The sequence below is a fragment of the Streptomyces sp. NPDC001156 genome (assembly GCF_053598275.1).
This window is the reverse complement of sequence record NZ_JBSFJX010000139.1, coordinates 1-20,414: the sequence shown is the minus strand read 5'-3', so window position 1 is coordinate 20,414 and position 20,414 is coordinate 1. Positions and strand designations below refer to the sequence as shown.

The 20,414-nt window shown below is 66.2% G+C and carries 22 protein-coding genes and 5 pseudogenes; 13 read left to right on the top strand and 14 right to left on the bottom strand.

The genetic code is table 11. The annotated features are described in order from the left end of the window. Nucleotides 1–165: 165 nt before the first annotated feature. Complete coding sequence (locus ACWDA7_RS37630; RefSeq protein WP_450610556.1) at nucleotides 166–639, bottom strand: MarR family winged helix-turn-helix transcriptional regulator; 474 nt, start codon at nucleotides 637–639, stop codon at nucleotides 166–168. A 76-nt stretch (nucleotides 640–715) separates the two neighbouring features. On the opposite strand from ACWDA7_RS37630, the gene ACWDA7_RS37625 reads away from it, so the two are divergent. Continuing rightward, entirely contained in the window at nucleotides 716–1,090 is a 375-nt protein-coding gene (locus tag ACWDA7_RS37625; protein ID WP_450610554.1) for a cupin domain-containing protein, read from the top strand. A 340-nt stretch (nucleotides 1,091–1,430) separates the two neighbouring features. Here ACWDA7_RS37625 and ACWDA7_RS37620 read toward each other — a convergent pair whose 3' ends face one another. From ACWDA7_RS37620 to ACWDA7_RS37610, 3 genes and pseudogenes are all read right to left on the bottom strand, one after another. Further along, nucleotides 1,431–2,117 carry an alpha/beta hydrolase gene (locus ACWDA7_RS37620; RefSeq protein WP_450610552.1) on the bottom strand — a complete coding sequence of 229 codons (687 nt, stop codon included), beginning with the start codon at nucleotides 2,115–2,117 and terminating at the stop codon, nucleotides 1,431–1,433. A gap of 155 nt (nucleotides 2,118–2,272) precedes the next feature. Further along, a pseudogene (locus tag ACWDA7_RS37615) lies at nucleotides 2,273–2,395 on the bottom strand (transposase); the annotation flags it as partial. Between the two features lie 12 nt (nucleotides 2,396–2,407). Then, a complete protein-coding gene (locus ACWDA7_RS37610) occupies nucleotides 2,408–2,701 on the bottom strand; it encodes a hypothetical protein (protein ID WP_450610560.1) in 294 nt (97 codons plus the stop codon). On the opposite strand from ACWDA7_RS37610, the pseudogene ACWDA7_RS37605 reads away from it, so the two are divergent. After that, nucleotides 2,630–3,155, top strand: a pseudogene (locus tag ACWDA7_RS37605) (transcriptional regulator); the annotation flags it as partial. The gene ACWDA7_RS37610 and the pseudogene ACWDA7_RS37605 sit on opposite strands and share 72 nt — an antisense overlap. Here the strand turns inward: ACWDA7_RS37605 and ACWDA7_RS37600 are convergent. Further along, nucleotides 3,141–3,841, bottom strand: a pseudogene (locus ACWDA7_RS37600) (IS5 family transposase); the annotation flags it as partial. The pseudogenes ACWDA7_RS37605 and ACWDA7_RS37600 overlap by 15 nt on opposite strands. A 201-nt stretch (nucleotides 3,842–4,042) precedes the next feature. On the opposite strand from ACWDA7_RS37600, the gene ACWDA7_RS37595 reads away from it, so the two are divergent. Further along, nucleotides 4,043–4,237 carry a hypothetical protein gene (locus tag ACWDA7_RS37595; RefSeq protein ID WP_450610550.1) on the top strand — a complete coding sequence of 65 codons (195 nt, stop codon included), beginning with the start codon at nucleotides 4,043–4,045 and terminating at the stop codon, nucleotides 4,235–4,237. Between the two features lie 39 nt (nucleotides 4,238–4,276). Here the strand turns inward: ACWDA7_RS37595 and ACWDA7_RS37590 are convergent. After that, nucleotides 4,277–4,535: pseudogene (locus ACWDA7_RS37590) on the bottom strand (ribbon-helix-helix domain-containing protein). A gap of 498 nt (nucleotides 4,536–5,033) precedes the next feature. On the opposite strand from ACWDA7_RS37590, the gene ACWDA7_RS37585 reads away from it, so the two are divergent. From ACWDA7_RS37585 to ACWDA7_RS37570, 4 genes are all read left to right on the top strand, one after another. Then, nucleotides 5,034–5,237 (top strand): cold-shock protein, encoded by a 204-nt coding sequence (locus ACWDA7_RS37585; RefSeq protein ID WP_344605580.1) that lies wholly within the window; start codon nucleotides 5,034–5,036, stop codon nucleotides 5,235–5,237. Between the two features lie 180 nt (nucleotides 5,238–5,417). Further along, on the top strand, nucleotides 5,418–6,908 hold the full coding sequence (locus ACWDA7_RS37580) for a DEAD/DEAH box helicase (protein WP_450610548.1): 1,491 nt from the start codon (nucleotides 5,418–5,420) through the stop codon (nucleotides 6,906–6,908). A gap of 111 nt (nucleotides 6,909–7,019) precedes the next feature. Continuing rightward, entirely contained in the window at nucleotides 7,020–7,340 is a 321-nt protein-coding gene (locus ACWDA7_RS37575) for a CBS domain-containing protein (RefSeq protein WP_450610558.1), read from the top strand. Nucleotides 7,341–7,400: 60 nt separating this feature from the next. Then, nucleotides 7,401–7,721 carry an SCO5918 family protein gene (locus ACWDA7_RS37570; RefSeq protein ID WP_450610546.1) on the top strand — a complete coding sequence of 107 codons (321 nt, stop codon included), beginning with the start codon at nucleotides 7,401–7,403 and terminating at the stop codon, nucleotides 7,719–7,721. 129 nt (nucleotides 7,722–7,850) lie between these two features. Here the strand turns inward: ACWDA7_RS37570 and ACWDA7_RS37565 are convergent, their stop codons facing one another. Next, entirely contained in the window at nucleotides 7,851–8,225 is a 375-nt protein-coding gene (locus tag ACWDA7_RS37565) for a hypothetical protein (protein ID WP_450610544.1), read from the bottom strand. Nucleotides 8,226–8,758: 533 nt separating this feature from the next. Between ACWDA7_RS37565 and ACWDA7_RS37560 the strand changes: the two genes are divergently transcribed. From ACWDA7_RS37560 to ACWDA7_RS37550, 3 genes are all read left to right on the top strand, one after another. After that, on the top strand, nucleotides 8,759–9,109 hold the full coding sequence (locus ACWDA7_RS37560; RefSeq protein WP_360992859.1) for a MerR family transcriptional regulator: 351 nt from the start codon (nucleotides 8,759–8,761) through the stop codon (nucleotides 9,107–9,109). Nucleotides 9,110–9,362: 253 nt separating this feature from the next. Further along, nucleotides 9,363–10,439: an integrase core domain-containing protein gene (locus ACWDA7_RS37555; protein WP_450610543.1), complete on the top strand. Its 1,077-nt coding sequence runs from the start codon at nucleotides 9,363–9,365 to the stop codon at nucleotides 10,437–10,439. Between the two features lie 958 nt (nucleotides 10,440–11,397). Next, nucleotides 11,398–12,630 (top strand): acyl-CoA dehydrogenase family protein, encoded by a 1,233-nt coding sequence (locus ACWDA7_RS37550; RefSeq protein ID WP_450610541.1) that lies wholly within the window; start codon nucleotides 11,398–11,400, stop codon nucleotides 12,628–12,630. Nucleotides 12,631–12,716: 86 nt separating this feature from the next. Here ACWDA7_RS37550 and ACWDA7_RS37545 read toward each other — a convergent pair whose 3' ends face one another. Genes ACWDA7_RS37545 through ACWDA7_RS37525 form a run of 5 tightly spaced genes read right to left on the bottom strand, consistent with a single transcriptional unit; the run spans nucleotide 12,717 to nucleotide 16,533 of the window. Next, nucleotides 12,717–13,334, bottom strand: coding sequence for a GAF domain-containing protein (locus ACWDA7_RS37545; protein WP_450610539.1), 618 nt, complete (start codon nucleotides 13,332–13,334; stop codon nucleotides 12,717–12,719). A gap of 28 nt (nucleotides 13,335–13,362) precedes the next feature. After that, nucleotides 13,363–13,968, bottom strand: coding sequence for a GTP-binding protein (locus ACWDA7_RS37540; protein WP_450610537.1), 606 nt, complete (start codon nucleotides 13,966–13,968; stop codon nucleotides 13,363–13,365). Continuing rightward, nucleotides 13,946–14,326, bottom strand: coding sequence for a DUF742 domain-containing protein (locus ACWDA7_RS37535; RefSeq protein ID WP_450610535.1), 381 nt, complete (start codon nucleotides 14,324–14,326; stop codon nucleotides 13,946–13,948). Before ACWDA7_RS37535 ends, ACWDA7_RS37540 begins: the two co-directional genes overlap by 23 nt. Nucleotides 14,327–14,328: 2 nt before the next feature. After that, nucleotides 14,329–14,751 (bottom strand): roadblock/LC7 domain-containing protein, encoded by a 423-nt coding sequence (locus tag ACWDA7_RS37530; protein WP_450610533.1) that lies wholly within the window; start codon nucleotides 14,749–14,751, stop codon nucleotides 14,329–14,331. A 42-nt stretch (nucleotides 14,752–14,793) separates the two neighbouring features. Continuing rightward, nucleotides 14,794–16,533, bottom strand: a complete 1,740-nt coding sequence (locus tag ACWDA7_RS37525) for an ATP-binding protein (RefSeq protein ID WP_450610531.1) — start codon at nucleotides 16,531–16,533, stop codon at nucleotides 14,794–14,796. A 765-nt stretch (nucleotides 16,534–17,298) separates the two neighbouring features. Between ACWDA7_RS37525 and ACWDA7_RS37520 the strand changes: the two genes are divergently transcribed. Then, nucleotides 17,299–17,613 (top strand): hypothetical protein, encoded by a 315-nt coding sequence (locus ACWDA7_RS37520; protein ID WP_450610529.1) that lies wholly within the window; start codon nucleotides 17,299–17,301, stop codon nucleotides 17,611–17,613. Between the two features lie 177 nt (nucleotides 17,614–17,790). Here ACWDA7_RS37520 and ACWDA7_RS37515 read toward each other — a convergent pair whose 3' ends face one another. Together ACWDA7_RS37515 and ACWDA7_RS37510 are read right to left on the bottom strand one after the other, a co-directional pair. Beyond that, a complete protein-coding gene (locus tag ACWDA7_RS37515; protein WP_450610527.1) occupies nucleotides 17,791–17,961 on the bottom strand; it encodes a hypothetical protein in 171 nt (56 codons plus the stop codon). 121 nt (nucleotides 17,962–18,082) lie between these two features. Beyond that, nucleotides 18,083–18,603, bottom strand: a pseudogene (locus tag ACWDA7_RS37510) (integrase core domain-containing protein); the annotation flags it as partial. Between the two features lie 618 nt (nucleotides 18,604–19,221). Here ACWDA7_RS37510 and ACWDA7_RS37505 point away from each other — a divergent pair. Both ACWDA7_RS37505 and ACWDA7_RS37500 read left to right on the top strand, forming a co-directional pair. After that, nucleotides 19,222–19,467, top strand: a complete 246-nt coding sequence (locus ACWDA7_RS37505) for a hypothetical protein (protein WP_450610525.1) — start codon at nucleotides 19,222–19,224, stop codon at nucleotides 19,465–19,467. A 134-nt stretch (nucleotides 19,468–19,601) separates the two neighbouring features. Further along, the gene (locus tag ACWDA7_RS37500; protein WP_450610523.1) at nucleotides 19,602–20,222 is read left to right on the top strand and encodes a helix-turn-helix domain-containing protein; all 621 of its coding nucleotides are present in this window, start codon (nucleotides 19,602–19,604) and stop codon (nucleotides 20,220–20,222) included. Nucleotides 20,223–20,414 lie beyond the last annotated feature (192 nt).

Here is a 20,414-nt window from a genome sequence, read left to right as displayed (position 1 = left end):
AGTTGCACTCGCGTCACGCAAGAGGGTCTACCGGATCGGGCCCCCGCCGCGAAGGCACATCCCACAAATTGATCACGACTCAATACACGCCCTAGGGCGCGTATCGAGTCGCGATCAATCTTTAGAGGTATTTGTATCGCGCTTTTGGCAGGGCGGCGGTTTGTGCTACCAGATGGGGCGCAACGGAGGGAGTGAATCGCTGCTCAAGCTGCGGATGATGGCCGCGAGTTCAGTGCGTGGCACTTGCAGTCCAAGCTCGTGTAGGTGCTTGGCCAACTGCGCCTCCAGCTCATGCAGGATCTGTCCGGCAACGGCGAGGTGCTCTAGCGCCTTTTCGGTCAGGACGACGAGTTTGCGGCGGCCGCCCGCTGGATGCGGTTGGCGTTCCACGTAGCCCCGCTTCTCCAAGTCGTCGATGATCTGGCCGGCAGCCTGCTTGGTGACCCCGAGCCGCTCGGCCAACTCGCTGCTTGTCGTGCCGGAACCGCGCAACGCCTGGAAGACCAGCCCGTGCATGGGGCGCAGGTCGTCGTAGCCAGCGGCGTCAAGGCGCCTCACGAACTCGGAGAGGACAAGCTGGAAGGCCATCCCGAGCAGGAAGGTGAGCTCGGTGCGCTCAAGAGGGTCATTGGGCTCCACAGGTTCATCTTGACACACCTGAATAAAGCCGCTTTACTCGCTGCGAGTAAAGCGGCTTTACATAGGAGGTTCGGATATGCATGTGGTCGGCGAGAGTGAGCAGCGGACGACCAAGACCCCGGCCGGTTCGATGTACGGCCTGGCGGCTCCCAGTCAGGGGAGTGCCGAGGTCAGCACCTGGCGAGTGGAGCTTGGCGCAGACTCCGCCACGCCGGTGCACATCATCGATCGCGAACAGGTGTGGATGCCTCTGTCGGGCGAGTTCGAGATCGAGGTCGACGGCAAGGCCGGGCAGGCCAAGCCTGGCCAGGCCGTCATCGTGCCCGCGGGTGCGGTGCGCCAACTGAAGGCCGCGGGTGGCCCGGCAGAAGCCTTGGTCGCCATGGTCGTGGGCGGCAAGGCGATGATGCCGGGTAGCGAGGACAAGATTCCGCTTCCGTGGGCCGAGTGAACCTTTCCCCGTGAACAGCCCGGACAGGCCAACCCCCGATGGATCCGGTCGGTTCGACGCGGCCGAGTTTCTCCAGGGACTTGGTGTCGGCCGCGTCGTCGTCGCGGCGCGGCTGCCGAGCAGCAGGCGGTTCGGGCACGGTGGCTCCTAGGGCGCGTATCGAGTCGCGATCAATCTTTGGATTTGCCGTCGTGTCGAGGCCTGATCCGGTAGATCGTCTTGCGTGACGCGAGTGCAACTACTGAGCTTGAAAGCGTGATGTCGTTGCAAGGAGGCGGCCCGGTCGGTCCGGGGCCGCCTCGTTGCGTGTTGCGCCGCGGCCGGTCGTTGTCGGCTTGGCCTAGGCGTCGAGGGACTTCGCGGCCTCACGGATCACATCAAGGACGAAGTCGGGATGCGAGAGCATGGGAACGTGGCTGCTGTCCACGGGACGGATTTTGGCGCCCATGCGCTCGGCGGCGGTCCGCTCCAGGTCGGGGTGCACGGTGCGGTCGTTGTTGGCGACGATGTACCAGCTCGGCTTTGTCCGCCAGGCGGTGCCGGGAACCTGCTGGTTGAACAGGTCCGCCACTGGCACAGCGCCCGTCGCCAGGACGAGCTTCTGCTCCGCTTCCGGGAGGTCGCCGCAGAAGTGCGAGACGCCTGAGGGCTTGAGCCACACGCGGCCGTCAGCCACGTCGACGTGCTCGAAGATGGGCGTGCGGGGGAATTTGTCCTGCTGTGCCTGCGACGTCTCGTCCTCGTCTGGGGCGAGCGCGGCGATGTAGACCAGAGCGCCGACGCGGTCGTGGGTGCCCGCTTTGGTGATCAGGGTCCCGCCGTAGGAGTGACCGACTAGCACGATCGGGCCGGGGACGTGGTTGAGCGTGAAGTTGACGCACGCGACGTCGCTTTCGAGCGAGTCGAGGCCGTGCTGTGAGGCGAAAACCTCGTGCCCTTCTGCCTGGAGCGTGGGGATGAGCTTGTTGAAGCACGACCCATCCGCCCAGAGTCCGTGGGCGAAGACAATGCTGGGCTTGCCCGTCATGGCATTTCCTCCTGCGGAGAGATTAAATACGCAATACTGCACGATATTGTAGATTTAGTGTCTATTTTGCATGATGGCCAGGCGTGCATGATGGCCAGGCGTGTTGCCCCATCCCAATCGTCGGGCCCACGAGGTTGAACGTGTCGTCGTGGTGGTCATGTGTTGATGATCAGGCCCGTTTCGGCGAGGCAGCCGTCTATGAGGTCGCCGCGGTACTGGATGTGGCGCAGGCCGCGTCGGATGCGCTGGATGAGGTGTTCTCGCGTTGTAGGTGCCAGAATCCGTGCTGGTCAGCACGTGTGCGAATACTCTTGCGGATCCTGCCAGTCGGCGATGACATTGAAGACATCGCTCGTTGATTGCTGGCCGGATCGGGCCGGCTCCAAGATGGTCCGGTGCTGCTGCGACTGCCCTACCTGGCTCTGACGAGCGTGTTCACCTTGATACGACTGCCGCCGATGGGCGATCGCGACAAGGATGCTGAGATCTTGGCGTTGCGCCACCAACTGGCCATGCTGCAGCGGCAGATCGACAAGCCGCAGCTCACCTGGCCTGACCGCGCGCTCCTCGCGGCGCTCCTGCAACCCCTCCCCCCGGGTACACCATCGCCGACTCCAATTGATCGTTCCTCCCGACACGCTGCTGCGCCGGCACCGCGATCTGCTCCGCCGCCGTCATGCAACGGCCTCACGCCCCAAGAGTCCCGGTCGACCGCGCACCGTACGTTCCGTCCGTGCCTTGGTGCTCCGGCTCGCACGAGAGAACCCGAGCTGGGGGTACAGGCGGATCCAAGGCGAGCTCGCCGCTCTCGGCATCAAGGTCGCCGCCTCCACCATGTGGAACATCCTCAAGGAACACGGCATCGCCCCCGCCCCCGAGCGGAACCACACCACCTGGCCGGCGTTCCTGTGCTCCCAAGCCCACGCCATCCTCGCCGCCGACTTCTTCGAGACCAAGACGCTGACCGGGGCGACCCTGTACGTCCTCGCAGTGATTGAGCACGCCACCCGGCGCGTGCGGATCCTCGGCGCGACCGCGCAAGCGGATGCGTAACCGGCGGAACCAGTGCAGCAGCGCGAAGCTCTGCTCGACCACCCACCGGTGTACGCCCAGACCTGAGCCGTGGTCGGTGCCGCGGCGGGCGATGACGGGGGTGATCCCCAGGGCTTGGACCTGCTTGCGGTACTTGTCGTGGTCGTAGCCGCGGTCGGCATAGAGTGCGACCGGTCGCTGTCGCGGTCGCCCTCGTCGGCCGCGTACGGGCGGGACGGCCTGGACCAGGGGGACAAGTTGGGTGACGTCGTTGCGGTTTCCGCCGGTCAGCGACACCGCCAGCGGGATGCCGTGCCCTTCGGTGATCAAATGTTGCTTGGAGCCTGTTCGGGCACGGTCGACCGGGCTCGGTCCTGTTTTGGGCCACCTTTCAGGGCCCGAACGTGCGAGCCGTCGATCACCGCCCTCGACCAGTCCAGCGCGCCGGCGGCGTTCAGTTCAGCCAGGAGCGACTCGTGCAGACGCTGCCAGACTTCCGCGTCGTTCCAGTCACGAAGGCGCCGCCAGCACGTCATGCCGGAGCCGAAGCCCAGCTCCTGGGGTAAGAACTCCCATGGAATGCCGGTGTACAGCACGAACAGGATGCCCGACAGTACCTTCCGGTCGTCCAGACGCTTGCGCCCCGGGTGATCCGTGCGGCGCGGCAGCAACGGCTCGATCCGTGCCCACAGCTAGGGCCAACGGCACAGCCGGGGCGCTGAATTCGGCCCCGGTTGCTAGCCTTCCGGGCCATGTCGATCAGGGGAAGGTGGTGGCCGCGGCCGCCGTCGCCGGCGTGATCCCGCTGTTGTCCGGCTGCAGCTCGGCGCCCGCAGCGCCCACCTCGGAACAGATCAAAGCCTCCGCGCAGGCAGGCCCGCGAGGCCGCCTCGGTGGAGTCGGGGCGCTACGCCCGGGAGAACCTGCGGGCCACCGCCAAGTCCCCTGATGACGACTCGTGCGAGGCCGCGTGGGACAACCTGCTCGACTCGGAGCAGAAGGGCCTGCTGTACGGGACGTGGATGCACGCCTGCGTCGACGCCCCCCTAGAGAGCGGACTCGGCAGGAGGGGGAGCGCGATGCGGTGACTGCGCGGCTGCAGGAGCTGAGGCGGGAGGAAATGGCTCCTACTCGCGTCGGACCGCATCGGCAACCGTGTCACGGACCTCCGTCTTCAACGGCGACGACCTGCCCCTCGAAGAGGCGCGAGAACAACGGCTCGTCCCACACACGGTTCGCCCTTGCCGCGAGAGGGATCCCCTGGCAGATGATCTCGGCCTCGCTTGTCCCCCGGCGCTTGGCCGCTTCCTTGATGATTGCCAGGTCCTCGGGGTCGGCGTAGATGTTGGTGTGGTCCGTGTACCGGCATGATGTATGTGCGTGGATCGTCCTCGACAGTCGTGCGAGTTCCCGAGCGGCATCACCAGGAACGTTTGCTCCTCCCGAGACCGAACGGCGCAGGACAACGCCGCGCCGGGGGCGCGGACGTCTCGCGCGCGCCCCGCCAGCCATGTGGCCTTCGTCTCCGTTCCGGGATCCCGGCGCGCTCGTCGGTGTCCCGTCCGCCGATGACGACAGTGGCCGCGCAGAGACCTTCGCAGTAGGTCACAGCGCTGTGAGCGGAAACACTCGAAGGCAATACTGCACCCCCGGGAACAAATACCTGTGGTCACGACGTAAGAAATCGACGTGGCGCGCGATAAATATTCCTGCGACCACAGGCGGCGCAGAATTATCTACCGCGCAGGGCCGGCGCCCGCCGTGCTACTGTCGACGTCAGTTGCGGGTGTGGTTGCCAGAAGGTTTTTCCGACGGCTGATCATCACGGCGACACGGAATGTGCACAAGGCGTATTCCTGACACCGTCTCCGAAGGAGAAACAAAATGGCTACTGGCACTGTGAAGTGGTTCAACGCGGAAAAGGGCTTCGGCTTCATCGAGCAGGACGGCGGCGGCGCCGACGTCTTCGCCCACTACTCCAACATCGCCACCCAGGGCTTCCGCGAGCTGCTGGAGGGCCAGAAGGTGTCGTTCGACATCGCGCAGGGCCAGAAGGGCCTGACGGCCGAGAACATCGTTCCCGCCTGACGCGCCGGCGCTGACGCATACTTCGCAGCCGGGACCCGCACCTTGGGGTGCGGGTCCCGGCTCGCTTTATTCCCAGGGCGATTCGACCCTGGCCTGTTCGGCCCGTTCTCGCGATTCTCTGCGCCGCTCATTCTGCTGCGGAAATTCCTTGATACGTGCCCGCATCAAGGAAGGTTCCGCTTGAACCGCACACGTACCACTCGCGTACGCACCAATCGCAGATACGACCGCTTCGGAGGAAGTGCCGCTGCGGGCCGCTCTGGCGTTCCACGCCGCTCCAACGGTCACGGAAACCGGCAGTCGGCGCAGGGCGAGTTCGCCTTGCCGAAGTCGGTCACGCCCACGTTGCCCGCTGTCGAGTCGTTCGCCGATCTCGCCATGCCGGCGACGTTGCTGGCCGCGCTCGGCCAGGGGGGCGTGACCGTACCGTTCCCGATCCAGGCGGCGACCCTGCCGAACTCGCTGGCCGGCCGTGACGTGCTCGGGCGCGGTCGCACGGGGTCGGGCAAGACGCTCGCCTTCGGCCTCGCGGTACTGGCCCGTACGGCGGGTCGGCGCGGCGCGCCGCGCCGGCCGCTGGCCCTGATCCTCGTCCCCACCCGTGAGCTGGCCCAGCAGGTCACCGACGCGCTCGCTCCCTACGCCCGCTCCGTGCGCCTGAGGCTCGCCACTGTCGTCGGCGGAATGTCTATCGGCAGGCAGGCCGGTGCGCTGCGTGCCGGCGCGGAGGTGGTCGTTGCGACGCCGGGTCGGCTCAAGGACCTCATCGACCGGGGCGATTGCCGGCTCGCCGACGTCGGCATCACGGTTCTCGACGAGGCCGATCAGATGGCCGACATGGGCTTCATGCCCCAGGTCACTGCCCTGCTCGACCAGGTGCGCCCGGAGGGCCAGCGGATGTTGTTCTCGGCCACCTTGGACCGCAATGTCGACCTGCTGGTCCGCCGCTACCTCAGCGACCCGGTCGTTCACTCCGTCGACCCGTCGGCCGGTGCCGTCACCACGATGGAGCACCACATACTCCATGTGCACGACGCGGACAAGCACCGCACGATCACCGAGATCGCGGCCCGGGACGGCCGGGTCATCATGTTTCTGGACACCAAACACGCCGTAGACCGGCTGACCAAGCACCTGCTGAACAGCGGTGTCCGCGCCGCGGCCCTGCACGGTGGCCGGTCCCAGCCGCAGCGCACCCGGACTCTCGCGCAGTTCAAGGACGGTCACGTCACCGTCTTGGTGGCCACCAACGTCGCGGCCCGCGGCATCCACGTCGACAGCCTCGACCTGGTCGTCAACGTGGATCCGCCCAGCGACCACAAGGACTACTTGCACCGTGGCGGCCGTACGGCCCGTGCGGGGCAGTCCGGCAGCGTCGTCACCCTGGTGACCCCTGACCAGCGCCGCGGTATGACCCAGCTGATGGCTTCGGCTGGCATCACTCCGCACGTCACTCCGGTCCGCTCGGGTGAGCTGGAGTTGAGCCGCATCACAGGCGCCCAGGCGCCCTCCGGTGTCCCGGTGGTCATCACCGAGCCTGTCGTGGAGCGCCCCCGCCGCGCGTCTTCGCCGTCCCGGGGCCGCCGGAGCCGCACCGGCCAGGGCCGACCCACCGGCGCAGGGGTGCGTCACAGGACACAGCGGCGGTCCGGGAACGACTCGGCTGCTTAGGCCGGCGCAGTGCCCGGAGCCCCCATGGCCTGCGGGGGCCGCAAGGGCCACCAAGCCGACCATCCCTTACCGAAGGAGACACCCTTGACGCCAGCGCGGACGCAGCACTGCATGCCGGACCCCGCCCCCATGATCGTGGTCGACGACATCGAAGGGCACGGGCTGCGGGTATGCGACGACATGACCGTCGAGGTGGCTCTGGCCGTCATGGCGGGGGCCCGGGTCGAGTACCTGACTGTGTGCGACGGGGACGACCAGAGCACGGGTCTGATCACCCTGGTCCGGCTCGCTGTTCTCCGCGACAGTTCCGCGTACACGGACCGGATCCGTCTGCGGGACGTCCTCGACGGATCGCTGTCCTCACCCAGCGCCCGCCCCGGCGGCGTCGGTGAGTACGGCCGGATTCCGGGCGCGCTCACCCTCTCGCGCTGATCCGCCTCGCCCAGGCAGCCCGTTCTCCTTTCCCCCGCGACTTCTCCCCTGTGAGGCATCATGCGCTGTGTCATTGCCCAGTACCCCTTCGACCTGACCCGGAGCGGGGTGCTGGCCTCGATGAAGGACGTCAGGCCCGAGCTCGTCACGGGTGAGTCCGTGACCATCGGCCGCCGCCGCTACCCCGTCAAGCAGGTAGGCCGGGTCATCACGCGACAGGACCCCCGTGACTTCACCGTCGGCGAAGTCACAAGGGCCATGACGCGCCTTGGCTTCACCTGCCACGACCGCCCCGGGGCCGCGCCCGTGGGCGTGGGCGGTCCCACTCCGTTCCACACCGCGTCCGTACTGCTCGGCGGCACCGGCCCCGTGGCTGTATGAGGACGGGCGGGAAACCGCCCTCAGGATCCCGATGGGGGCCCTGCCGACGCGCGCGTCGGCAGGGCCCCCACCGCTGTGCCGTCGTCCGCTCGGAAACCGCCGGCCGGGCAGTGGGGTGGAAACAGCGTCTCACTGCTCGAAGTAGCTGAGATCGCCCACGGTCCATGCGCTGACGTCCTTGATCGCGACTCGGTACATGCCGCCCGTCTCCGGGATCCCAAGGGTGCCCTGCAGGATCCGGGCGAGATGAAAGTGCAGATGCGTGGGCGCCTCGCCGGGACCGGGCCGGTTGCCTCGCGGACCGCGGGCGAAGACGTCCGAGAACGGGCCGAGACGGTCCGAGCCCTTCAGGACCTCCGCCACCCGCTCCCGCCACATGGCCTCGGGAGCCAGCCGGCCGGTGATGACGGCACCGCCGACGACCACCGTCAGCGACATCTGATTGCTTTGCTCCGACTCCACCGCGGCGGAGATGGCGACGAGCAGCTCATCAGGGTTCGACATGGCAGCAGAGCTTATTCGACCCACCCGTAGCGGAGCGGAGCGGCAGGGGATCTTCCTCCACCGGAAGGATGAAATCTACTCTTGCCAGAGTAGACATTCCTTCCGGCGTGAGTATGCTTCACTGCATAGACAGGGTCGAATGAGACCCGCCAGACATGAACTGGCGGGTGGACTGAAGACGAAGTACGCAGGTCAATGCGGTGAGACTGAGAGCCGCACCGGGCGGCTCGCAGGTCGAGGAGCCGCCGACAGCAGTACCGGTTCATTCAGTGGTTGCTGCCGAGAGGAACGGAGCAGCAGACGCCATCAGGATCGCCCGGCCCGAGAAGCACTCGGCCCGGGTACCGCAAGACCCCGGATTGGATGGTGGTCCCCGGTCACGCAGCTACGATCCCCCGCTCCGCCCTGCCGGGCCGGGTAGCGGAAACAGAAGGTCGGCACAGCATTAGGGCCGACAGATGGTGTTCAATTCCTTCGGGGCCCCGGTGCCGTACGACGCCAGGGCCCCTCGACGCGTTGCACAGCGAGGTGACATGACATCGGATAACCCTCTGAATGATCGTCTGGACGACGACGACTATCCCGCGTACTCGATGGGCCGGGCAGCCGAGATGCTCGGCGCCACCCCGGCCTTCCTCCGAGCCATCGGTGAGGCTCGTCTGATCACTCCGCTCCGCTCGGAGGGAGGACATCGCCGGTACTCCCGCTACCAACTGCGGATCGCCGCTCGCGCCCGCGAGCTCGTCGACAAGGGGACCCCGATCGAAGCTGCGTGCCGCATCGTCATCCTCGAGGACCAGCTCGAGGAAGCGCAGCGCATCAATGCCGAATACCGCCGTGCCGCCAGCGAATCGGCGGGCAGTTCCGGCTCCGGCTCCGGCTGAAACGCGGGCGCAGGCCGTATCCGGGACCCCGACCAGGCCGATGAGGAGCCGACCCCGACCAGCTCGCCGCCGTCGCCGGACACATCCACGACGACCGCCTCGGCGGACGCCAATACCCCCCGGAAACAGCCCTATAAAGGGGAACGGCCCGCCAGCGCCCTTGCTACCTGTCCCACGTGAAAACCCGAGTTCGGGCCCCTGATCAGGACGTTTCGCTGCGGGACGGTGGTAGACCGGGGCATGATCGAGATCCATGCGGTGGTCATGGATCTATCTGCTGACGCGCAAGTCGCTGGAGCTGGCAGGCCTGCGGCTGCTAGGCAACACTGCCAAGGACGTCGAACTGCTGGTGCTGCGGCACCAGCTCGCTGTGCTCCAACGCCAGCTCGGTAAACCGAAGTTGGAACCGACCGACCGGGTCCTGCTGACGGCCATGTCGCGTCTGCTGCCCAGACAGAGCTGGAGCAGCTTCATCGTCACCCCAGCGACGCTGCTGCGCCGGCACCGAGAGCTGATCGCCGACAGGTGGACCTACCCCCACACGAGCCCCGGTCGGCCGCCAATATCGGAGGAGACGCGGGAGCTGATCCTGCGTCTCACGCGGGAGAACCCGCTGTGGGGACACCGCAAAGTGCAGGGAGAGCCGGCCCGGTTGGGCATCACGGTCTGCGCCGCCACCGTCCGGTCAGTACTGCGTCAGGGCAACATTCCGCCCGCGCCCCAGCGGGCTCACGACGCCTGGGCCTCCTTCCTACGCGCCCAGGCTTCCGGACTGCCGGCCTGCAACTTCTTCCATATGGATACCGCGTTCTGCCGACGGCTGTACGTGCTGTTCGTCATGGAAGTCGCAACGCGACAAGTGCACGTCCTCGGCATCAGCGCGCACCCGAACCAGGACTGGGTGACCCAGCAGGTGAGGAACTTGATGATGGACCTCGAAGACCGGATGGACCGGTTCCGGTTCTTCCTACGCGACCGGGACGGGAAGTTCTCCGACGCCTTCGACGCCGTGCTCGCCGACGCGAGCGTGCAGGTGCTACTTTCCCCGCCGAGATCGCCGAAGACAAACGCCTTCGCGGAACGCTGGGTCGGCACCGTCCGCCGCGAGTGCACCGACCGCCTACTCATCATGAACGAACGGCACCTGCGCACCATCCTGAACACCTACACCGACCACTACAACCGACACCGCCCCCACCAATCCCTCCACCAACGACCTCCCCAAACCGCAGAGACCGAAAAGACGGCACCTGCCATCCCCTTCGGAGGCCGCGTCCGCCGCACCCAACTACTCGGCGGCCTCATCAACGAGTACCAACAAGCAGCCTGACGGCAGGCAGACAAACGGCCTGATCAACAGCCCGAACCAGGGTTTTCACGCGGGACAAGCAAGGCGCTCGGTGTTCTCAGGCTCACGCCCGATCAGGCCCTGGTCGACGCACTCATGGGTGCGGCCGGCCGCGACTTGCTCTGCCTGTCTTTGGCGGGAGAGGCGAAACGCGCCTACGAAGAGCACCGCGACGAGATCATAAGGATCATCAGCGGTGACGATGAACTACTTTCTCGCTTCCACCGCATGCTCTACGCGTAGGGGCTGCGCCCAGGAGCCGCCTGCGGGCTCCGGAAGGGCATGGCCTTCCCGGCCGTCGCGTGCATCGGCGTGCTCAGCAGGTGCCCGCAGCCGTCTCTTCCGGTGCCAGTTCCCGGACACAACGAAGGCCCGAGTGACAGGCGAGATGGGTCGACGGCAGCCGCTCCTGCGCTTGGTGATCGTGGGAGCGGGTCGTCTCGTGCTCGCATGGGCCGTCTGCCCAACTCACCGGCGCACGGCGTCGCATGGCGGCAGCTGGGGCGTTAAGCCTGCCCACAAGCACACTCTTGTATCCCCTCCCCGGGAACGATGGCCGAACAACGCCCGGCGTAGGGTGATCACTAGTATGTGGGCGACTCTTTTGGCCAGAGGTCAGCCCTCTGATTGCGGCGGCGCTCAGTTGTGCGCTCCGGCGGCAAGTGCCAGGTGACAGTGCGGAAGGGATGCCTCGCGTGCCCACCGCGCGTTTCGTACCCTTCCCCGCTGGCGCGTGGCGACGGCTGGAGCGGTACCACATCGCACACTTGGGGCTGCGGCGCAAGAGGAGGTGTTTGAGTCAAAGGCTCTTGGCGATCTTGGCCGAGATGGATCGCTAAGACGACAATCTTACTGACGGTCCACCTGGAGGCGGAGAACCACTGCCCGAAGGACGTCCCCCCACATCCGACGGGATGTGGAGCAGCGCCGAGGAGGGGTTGTGCAGCGGTACTTCACCAAGCGATGGCACGAGGACTTGAGGGGGCGTGTGCGCGAGTTCGCCGAGCGCGAGATACGGCCCCGCGTACCGGAGATGGAGGCGTCGCGTGCCGTTGCGCACGAGGTGTCCCGTCTGATTGCCCAGCAGGGATGGATCGGCGTCACCATCGGCCGAGCCTACGGCGGCATGGGCGACGGACACCTCGCCAAGACGATCATCATCGAGGAACTCGCCCGTGTGTGCGGAGCAATGGGCGCCATGGTGCAGGCCTCGCAGCTCGGCGTAGCCAAGATTCTCCACTATGGCAACGATGTCCAGAAAAGAACCTGGCTGCCTCGAATTGCCGCCGGGGAGTGCCTGCCGACGATCGCCACGACCGAGGAAGAGTCAGGTGGCCACGTTCTCGGTATGGCCACGACGGCCGTACGCGACGGTAGCGACTATGTTCTCAATGGGCACAAGGTCTTCGTCGGCAACTCCCATGTTGGCGACCTGCACGGCGTGATTGTGCGGACAGGCAAGGGCTCCCGAGGCCTGTCCGCCTTCCTCGTTGAGAAGGACCGTCCCGGCCTCACCCTCGCCGAACATCGGCCGGCCATGGGGCTGCACGGGTTCAGCTTCGGCAAATTGATCTTCAATGACTGCCGGGTGCCGGCGTCGAACATGCTCGGGGCCAAGGGCCAGGGCCTCGAGGTCGCGTACTCCTCCAGCGTCCTCTATGGCAGGCCCAACCTGACGGCGGTCTCCCTCGGCATTCACACCGCGGTCGTCGAAGAGACGACCGCCCTGTGCATCGAACGCGAGCGATACGGCAAACCACTCGGCGATCTGAGCAACATAAAAATAAAGTTGGGCCTGATGCAGCATCGGCTGATGACCGCCCGGCTTGCCGCCTATCACGCCGTGCATCTTCTCGACCAGGGCGAGGCCTGTGATGCCGAGTTGATGAACGCGAAGTTCCTGAACGTCGAGTCCGCTCGGCAGTCGGCCCGCGACAGCATGGACATCCATGCTGCGAGCGGCCTTTTCACCGATCGCCCGGTGGAACGCTATCTGCGAGACGCCGAACACATCTACGCACCGGCCGGCACCTCCGACATCCAGCTCCTGCGCCTGGCCGAGCATGCTCTAGGAACGGAGAAGGGCCAGTGGTCCGAGCGTTTGGCTGACGTGGTCCGGACCGACCCTGCGGACCTTCCGGAAGCAGAGCAGCTGGAGGCATCTGCAGTGTAGAGAAGGGAGCCGCGGGCACTGTGCTGTGCACGTGGCTCCCTCGCCCCGCATCGGCAAAAGCCTCCCGCCGAGGAAGGCCGCCCGGTTCAGAACCGACCGCTCTCCTTCTCGATCTCCTTGAGGCGCTCGACCATACTGGCGGCGTAGGACTTGATGATCTCCAGGCCCTGCCGCCCCCATGGAGTGATCTCATCAGGGACAATCGCACAGACTGTCCCCAGGGCTATCGGGGTCCCGCCATCCGGGCCCGGCCTCCAGTCCATCAACGGTGCACCGATGTACGCGCGGATGTTCAACTCGCTGATGACAGGGTTGGCGGCAAATTTCCGGTAGGCATAGACGTCTTCCAGAACCAGCGCCTTTTTCCGGACCACAACGTGCGGGCACCAACCGTAATCTTTCGCCATCACCCGGTCGCTCTCGGTGCTGGCCTGCTGAGGTCCCAGCTCCACGCCCGGACCACCGTCGGCCGGGGTGAAGAGGCCGGCGAAGTACTGCCGGCTCGTGTCGATGAAATTCACCATGGCGTACGGAGTACCGAGGGTGCGCGCCAGGTCGCGAGCGACAGCGTCGAATTCTGCGACTGGGGTGTTACCGACGCCGATCGTACGCAAGCGCTGTTCACGGGCCAGTGCATCCGTGTCCTGGGGGGTCACCAGCATCTGCGGGGTCGGGTCGTACTGCTGCGGGTACGGGGCGGACATACAAGCTCCAATTCGACGACATCATGCGTCAATGCGGGGTGGGCTCCGCCGACACCAAGGCGGGAGCCGGGGCGAGCAGGTGCTCGAGGAGAGCGATCAGTACGGAGGTGCTGGAATTGCACTGCCGGGCGTCGCAGAGCACGACAGGTACCTCCGGCTTGAGGCGGAGCGCCGCCCGGACCTCCTCAGGCTCGTATTGATAGGCGCCGTCGAACTCGTTGACGGCCACCACGAAGGCGATGCCGCGCCGCTCGAAAAAGTCGACTGCGGCGAAGCACGTCTCGAGTCTGCGGGTGTCCGCGAGTACCACGGCGCCCAGCGCGCCATTGGACAGCTCGTCCCACATGAACCAGAACCGCTCTTGGCCAGGTGTCCCGAAGAGGTAAAGGACGTGCTCCCGGTTGATCGTGATGCGACCGAAGTCCATGGCGACGGTCGTGGTCGTCTTGTCCTCGATGCCAACCAGGCTGTCTGTGCGCGCGCTCACCGCGGTCAGCAGCTCTTCGGTGCTCAGCGGCACGATCTCGCTGACTGCACCTACGAAGGTGGTCTTGCCGACGCCGAATCCTCCGGCGATCAGGATTTTCAGGGCAGTGGGATAGGGCGAGGTTTCAGATGCGCTTTCGAAGGCCATCTAGCACCGCCTCCAGGATGATCCGGTCGGTCGGGGAAGCCGCCTCGATAGGGCGGGGCGCCTGCGTAGTCAACGCGCGGTGCCCCACGAGGTCGGACAGAAGAACTTTCGTGATGCTGGCCGGCAGATGGAGATGCGCGGCAACCTCGGCCACGGTGATGGGGCGGGCCCCACATAGGTCGAGGACCTGGTCGCAGTCCGGGCCGAGATACGTCGTCGGTCGGCGGCCGGTGGCCATTACGAGACTGAGGAGGTCGAAATGCACCTCGGAGCGGGTGCGACCACTGGTGACGGTGTAAGGCCGGACTAACCGTCCGGCTTCGTCGTCGAGCCACGTCCCGTTCGGAGCATCCGTCATCCCTAATGCCCCGCGGTGTACGGCGTGCCGGGCGCCTGGTTCCTGGCGGGCGTTTCGAGATACGGGCGGACACTTTTGACCAGCATGGCCATCTCGTAGCCGAGCACCTCCGCGTTGGCCTCCCGATCGGCCATCACCGCCAAGCAGGCACCCGAGCCTGCCGCGGACACGAAGAGCAAGGCAGTGTCCAACTCGATCACCACCTGGCGCACATCGGCTCCCTGGGCAAACCTGACGCCGGCGCTGCGGGCAAGGGAATACATCCCGGAAGCCAGGGCGGCCATGTGGTCAGCTTCATCCGGAGTGAGGCCCTCGGAGGCCTTTCTCAACCCGTCCGCGGACAGCAGAAGCGCGCTGTGAGTAAGGGGCACCCGCTCCACGAGGCCCTTCAGAAGCCAGTCGAGATTCTGCGTTTCGCTCACCATAATGGCGTCTTTCTCCTTGAGGGGGGCGTGTTTGATCGGCGGTTAGCGAGAGTCGTCAGCGGGGCCGGTGGCGGATGTCTCGTCGCCGAGGTTGTACCCCCGCCGGAAGGACGCCATCAGTCCCGGATCATGTACCGCCTCGCTCCCGGGTCCCGTAGTGCGCGTAGGGGAATGCTCCTTGAGCGGCTCCGCCAGGTGTGTCTGCGGGTTGCGCTCCGGCAGCGCCGGTCGGCTGGAGCGGGGGTCCCGGTCGTACGGTCCGAGGTCGCGTGCTGCTCGTCGGTTTTCCGGCTCCGCCGGCCGCTGAGGGCGCTGCTGAGGTTGAGGTACGGATGCAGCCACGGCCCGCTCCCCCTGGGGCATCGCCGGTTGCTGCGGCATGGGCTCTGCCGTATTCAGCTGCGGGTGTGCATAGTCCGTCGTCGGCCCGGCCTGCAGGGCGGGAGGCTGCTGAGGCGATGCGGCCGCCACGGGCAAGGGAGCCTCGCCAGCAGCCTGGGGCGGCATCTGTGATGGCGCGTCGTTGATGAGTGAGTGCGGGAGAACTACGACTGCTTGGATGCCACCGTAGATGCTGGTCCGAAGCTCGACCACGATCTTGTGGCGGCGTGCCAGTTCGGAAACCACGTAGAGGCCGATACGGCCGTCCACGAGCAGTTTGCTCAGGTCGATGCGATTGGGCTCGGTGAACAGGGTGTTCAGGCGTGCCTGCTCTGCCGGGGAAATGCCCAGGCCTCGGTCTTCGACCTCGATGGCCAGCCCAGCCGTCACTTTCTGCGCGCGCAGCAGCACCACCGTGGTGGGTTCGCTGAACGAGGTGGCGTTCTCGAGGAGCTCGGCCAGGAGATGGATGACGTCGGCGACCGCTTGGCCGCGCAACGACCCCTCGATCGGAGGCACGAGCTTCACTCGGGAGTACTGCTCGATCTCGGAGATCGCGGACCGCAGCACCTCTGTCATCTTGATAGGGGTGCTCCACTGGCGGCGTGACACGGAGCCGCCGAGAACCGCAACGTTTTCCGCGTGCCGGCGGATTCGCGTCGCCATATGGTCGACGTGGAAGAGGGCCGTCAGCAGGTCGGGATCCTCAACCTCGTTCTCCAGCGCCTCCAGCCGACTGAGCTGGCGGTGGGCAAGCGACTGGAGGCGTCGAGCCAGGTTGACGAAGACCTCCACCCGATCCTCGCCGTTGCCCGGATTGTTGACCTGGCTGCGCTGCGCGGCGTACACGACGGCGGCCGCCGACTCGAACGTCAGAAGGTTGATCGCGTGGGCGAGGCTGCTGAAGCCGTCGGACGCAGCGGGGGCTCGCTGTGAGACAAATGGCTGTTCCACCACGTCTCCACGCTGCAGGGCGTCCACCATCCACTGAACCTGGGCACGGCCCCTGCTGACTGCCTGCTGCACGGAGTTGTGGCGCTGGGCCGATCGGCGGGCCTCTGCCGTGGCAGCACGCGCTGCGAGGACCAGCGCACCTACACCGAGAACGCCGGCTGAGGTGAGGATGGCCCATGTGGCGGCATCGGCTGAGCCTGCCTGAGCTTTCAGAACATAAGCGACGACAGCGGCCGCGAGGACGGATATGACGGCTGCAGGTATGACCGCGAGGCGCACCAGCGTGGAGCGGATGGCAGGATCCGTCGGCTCTTCCTCAGCCGGTCTGCCGTGCCTGCTTCGTGCCGGGCCCGCAGCGGCCGTCCGACCGGATTCCGGGCGCGCTGCATAAGCCGGAGATTCAGACATTAGGGTCCTCTCGATCAGTTCGGGGGCGTACAGGTGCACACCGTCGGCTGACCGTCAACTCGGGGACACACGGGGACAGTTGCTAGGACGACCACCCTACCCAAATCTCACCAGCTTGCAGTAGCCACATTGTGACCCCTAGTACCACAAATAGGGCGCATTGACCTGCTGATTTGACCAGCACCGCGAACGAGCCCGTGCGACATCCGCACGGGCCCTTCTTCGTCCCTGACTCCGCCACGGGCATAACCACTGGTCATCGCCCCCGACCACCCCTGGGGTATACCAGCTGCGACCGAGAGTTGTTGTTGGCGAATCATGCTCGCTCCGTTGCAGGTCAGGCACGTGCAGAGGAAGCCAAGTGACGAACCTTGAGGGTGATGGTTGGCGGACCATGCCACCGCCATCGCCGAGCGGGAGGGCATCGCAGCAGGTGAGCGTGTTGGCCATCGATCGCGCATCAAGATTCGCCAACTAGCTTGCTTCGTCCGCCATCTATGAATCTCGGTCGCGCTAGCGGGCACCCTCGGCACATTCGTGACTACCTATCGACTTTTCGCCTCAGCGAACTCAGGAAAGTTTGCCTCTCAAGACCGTCACGCAGGGCAACGGCAATTCACTTGAGAAGGCCGTCTCCCGTCACATTCCCCAGGGCGGTGATCACGTGGCGCTACAGGAAGAGGGTCTTCCAGGAAGAGGCATTTCCTGGTCATCTCCTGACCTCCCGTGTACAGATCAGGTGCGCAGACAGCACCAACCACCCTGGCTGACGTGCTGATTCGGCATCTACCCGGGAGGTTTCTCTTGAGCCCCACGCGCCCTGGCTTCCAGCGCGAGTGCCGAGACCAGACCCGCGCCGTCCTCAACACCCTGGTGCGGCTCGGACCGGGGCAGCACAAGTTCCGCGACATCGTCTACCGCAGTGGGATACGTGAGGACCTGGTGCTGCGTCGCCTGCGTCAGCTCATCGCCGCTGGCCTGTGCCACCGGGGGCGCCGCGGCTACTACGAACTCACGCCCTTAGCGGATGGCGTGGCCAGCGCTCCGGGGTTGGTGCACCCGGTCGTCACTCCCCTGCTGGACGTTGCTCGAGTGTCCGAGGGGGGAGTTGACGGCTAACGATACGGTCGTGATCGCGCAAGGGCGGCTCCGCATGCAAGATCTGCGATCGGTGCGGGTGCCGATAGATCATCCGCCCAGGTCCCAGCCTTGATCATCGAACTCCAGCTGCGCCCAACGCCTTCACCTGCACAGGTAACCGGCGGCATCATGATCTATCGTGCTACTGGGCCTGGCCTACCTCGCCGCGACCCACACCTTCGCGTTCCTGCGCCTGCTGCCGATGAACGTTAGAGAAAGGACATCGAGATCCTTACGCTGCGGCACCAGCTGCTGGTCCTGCAGCGCCAGGTCGGCAAGTCCGCCTTCACGGACACCGACCCCGCGATCCTCGCCGGCCTGCTCCACCGCGCAGTGTCGAGCATGTTCGCCTTCATACCGATGACCATCCCACCCCGCCGACCAGCGCGTCAGCCGATCCTCAGAATCGGGCGACAGAGTCCCACAGGCTACGTGGAGCCGAAGTCGGCGCTTGGACGGTGAGGAACTCGCGCCACGTGGGGCTGGTACGACGCGGCGCCGGGTCGACGCCCGCGGCGTTCGGTATCTCCCAGACCGTGGAGGCGGCGATCCGATGCCCGCATCGGGCCAACTCCCCCTGGATCCGCCGGTGTCCCCACCTCGGATCCTCCCGGGCCAGCCGCAGGACGAGCGTCTTGACCGCCGCCCGGGTGGGCAGGCGTCCGGTGCGCCGGCGCGCGCTGTAGTCCCACTTCGCGGCAATGAACCTGCGGTGCCAGGCGAGCAGGGTGCCGGGGGTGACCAGGAAGACCTCGCGCCAGCGCCGCCGGGGTACCAGCGTGGACAGCACGGCGAACCAGACCGGTCGGCGGGCTCGTAGCGGATCGGACCGGCCAACTGCTGGCGCAGCACCGCATTCTCGCGCCGCAACACCAGCAGTTCCGCGTCCCTCGCCGCCTCACCGCGGAGCAGTACCGACGGTACGCACAGCAACTTCCGGGCCACCTTGTACAGCAAGGACACGATCACGCGGATATGGTCCCCCTGGACCCACCGCACCCCGCTCACCCGCAGCGACGTTCCCGTCATTGGATGACTACGGACTTGGCCGCCGGCGGGATAGCAGGAGGCGTCCATGTGCCGAGCATCGTGCCGAGGCGACGCTGGAAGTGATCGATCAGGGCAGGAATCCGCCCCTCATATCCGCTGAGGGGGCGGCGACTTCCGCATCCGTGTGCACGCTGACAGTAGCGAACTGCTGTGCCCCGACCACAACCTACGGTGATCCCTCCGTGCCCGTAATGGGGAGCACGTCACAGGGAACAGCGGGGCGAGGCGATGGGCTTGTCGGGCAGGAGCATGAGTCCGGACTTGATGAACCACACCGACACACAACTCGTCGAAACACCCACATGGCGGGCAACCGCTGCTCCTTTCAGGCGTTGCCCACGCAGTTCGAAGCTCCTTCGGCACGGACAGTGGCAGCTTGTTCGGAGCGCACTTGGGCATCGTCAGGACTTCTTCCGGATGTCGCGACCACCAATTCAAGCCGCCCGGTATGACGCAAGACGGGCCACGGCTGTCCATAGAGGGACGGCGCCGACAGCGCCTGTCCCAGCACATCCACCCACGCAGGGAGCACCCCTGATGCCGCAGCCCTACAGCACACTCGTCCTCGCCATCGCGCTTGTGCTCCTCACGAGCGCAGCCTTCCTCCGCCTACTCCTCAGGCGGATCACGTCCCGGACCGCCACTGGCCTCTGCGCCCTGGCCGCCATCCTCGCCGCTGCCCGCGCCTTCGCCCTCCAGGACTGGCCATGGAACGCGAACTTCCTCCTAGCCGCCATCATCTTGGCGCTCGCATGGCTGACCCGGCCCTCCGCGGACCAGTGAACCCTGTAGGTGCCAGTGACTTCATCCGTGTTGGTCAGCCATCCGCAGCGCTGTCGTTCGTCCCCGTCAGCCGCGGCATCGGGGACTCACTCGGTGACTGCTGGTCCGGCTCCGGTCGGCACCAAAATGGTCCGGTGCTGCTGCGACTGCTTTGCGTGGCCTTGACGAGCGTGTTCAGCTTGATGCGGCTCCTGCCGATGGGTGACAGCGGCAAGGACGTTAAGATCTTCGCGCTGCGCCACCAGTTGGCCGTGCTGCAGTGGCAGATCGATAAGCCGAACCTAACCTGGCCTGAGCGCGCGCTGCTCGCCGCGCTCCTGCACCGACTCCCCCGAGGACAACTTCCTCGACTCCAACTGATCGTCTCCTTCGGCACGCTGCTGCGCCGGCACCGCGACCTGCTTCGCCGCCGCCACGCCAAGGCCTCCCAGCCCAAACGTCCCGGTCGACCGCGCACCATACGTTCCGTCCGTGCCCTGATGCTGAGGCTCGCGAATCAAAACCCCGACTGGGGATACAGGCGCATCCACGGCAAGCTCGTCGCCCTTGGCGTCACCGTCACCGCCTCCACCGTGTGGAACATCCTCAAGGAGCACGGCATCGGCCCGCACCCGAGCGCAGCCACATACCTGGGCCACGTTCCCAAGCTGCCAAGCGCAGGCCATCCTTGCTGCCGGTTTCTTCGACACCAAGACCCTGACCGGGGCAACCCTCGCGAGCCGTACTGGTGTGCCCGCTTGCTCGGCGCGTCGTGATCTGCCGGATCTCTGCGCGTCAGGGGTGCTGGAGAGACCATGCATTCGCTGCTCCTCGCGGTCAGCGTGCTCGCGGCTGCGAGCACGCTGACCACTGTGCTGGCCGACGACTGGTACGTCCCGGTGTGCGTCACCGCGGCCGCGCTGCTCGTCACGATCGCACGCCGGTCCGGTGTGAGCCGGGAGGAGCTC

Bases quoted from the DNA above. Each gene is read 5' to 3' on its own strand.
- ACWDA7_RS37625 (WP_450610554.1), top strand. From the start codon at position 716: ATGCATGTGGTCGGCGAGAGTGAGCAGCGGACGACCAAGACCCCGGCC.
- ACWDA7_RS37620 (WP_450610552.1), bottom strand. From the start codon at position 2,117: ATGACGGGCAAGCCCAGCATTGTCTTCGCCCACGGACTCTGGGCGGAT.
- ACWDA7_RS37585 (WP_344605580.1), top strand. From the start codon at position 5,034: ATGGCTACTGGCACTGTGAAGTGGTTCAACGCGGAAAAGGGCTTCGGC.
- ACWDA7_RS37575 (WP_450610558.1), top strand. From the start codon at position 7,020: ATGCCGGACCCCGCCCCCATGATCGTGGTCGACGACATCGAAGGGCAC.
- ACWDA7_RS37570 (WP_450610546.1), top strand. From the start codon at position 7,401: ATGCGCTGTGTCATTGCCCAGTACCCCTTCGACCTGACCCGGAGCGGG.
- ACWDA7_RS37565 (WP_450610544.1), bottom strand. From the start codon at position 8,225: ATGTCGAACCCTGATGAGCTGCTCGTCGCCATCTCCGCCGCGGTGGAG.
- ACWDA7_RS37560 (WP_360992859.1), top strand. From the start codon at position 8,759: ATGACATCGGATAACCCTCTGAATGATCGTCTGGACGACGACGACTAT.
- ACWDA7_RS37555 (WP_450610543.1), top strand. From the start codon at position 9,363: ATGCGGTGGTCATGGATCTATCTGCTGACGCGCAAGTCGCTGGAGCTG.
- ACWDA7_RS37545 (WP_450610539.1), bottom strand. From the start codon at position 13,334: ATGTCCGCCCCGTACCCGCAGCAGTACGACCCGACCCCGCAGATGCTG.
- ACWDA7_RS37540 (WP_450610537.1), bottom strand. From the start codon at position 13,968: ATGGCCTTCGAAAGCGCATCTGAAACCTCGCCCTATCCCACTGCCCTG.
- ACWDA7_RS37535 (WP_450610535.1), bottom strand. From the start codon at position 14,326: ATGACGGATGCTCCGAACGGGACGTGGCTCGACGACGAAGCCGGACGG.
- ACWDA7_RS37530 (WP_450610533.1), bottom strand. From the start codon at position 14,751: ATGGTGAGCGAAACGCAGAATCTCGACTGGCTTCTGAAGGGCCTCGTG.
- ACWDA7_RS37505 (WP_450610525.1), top strand. From the start codon at position 19,222: ATGCCGCAGCCCTACAGCACACTCGTCCTCGCCATCGCGCTTGTGCTC.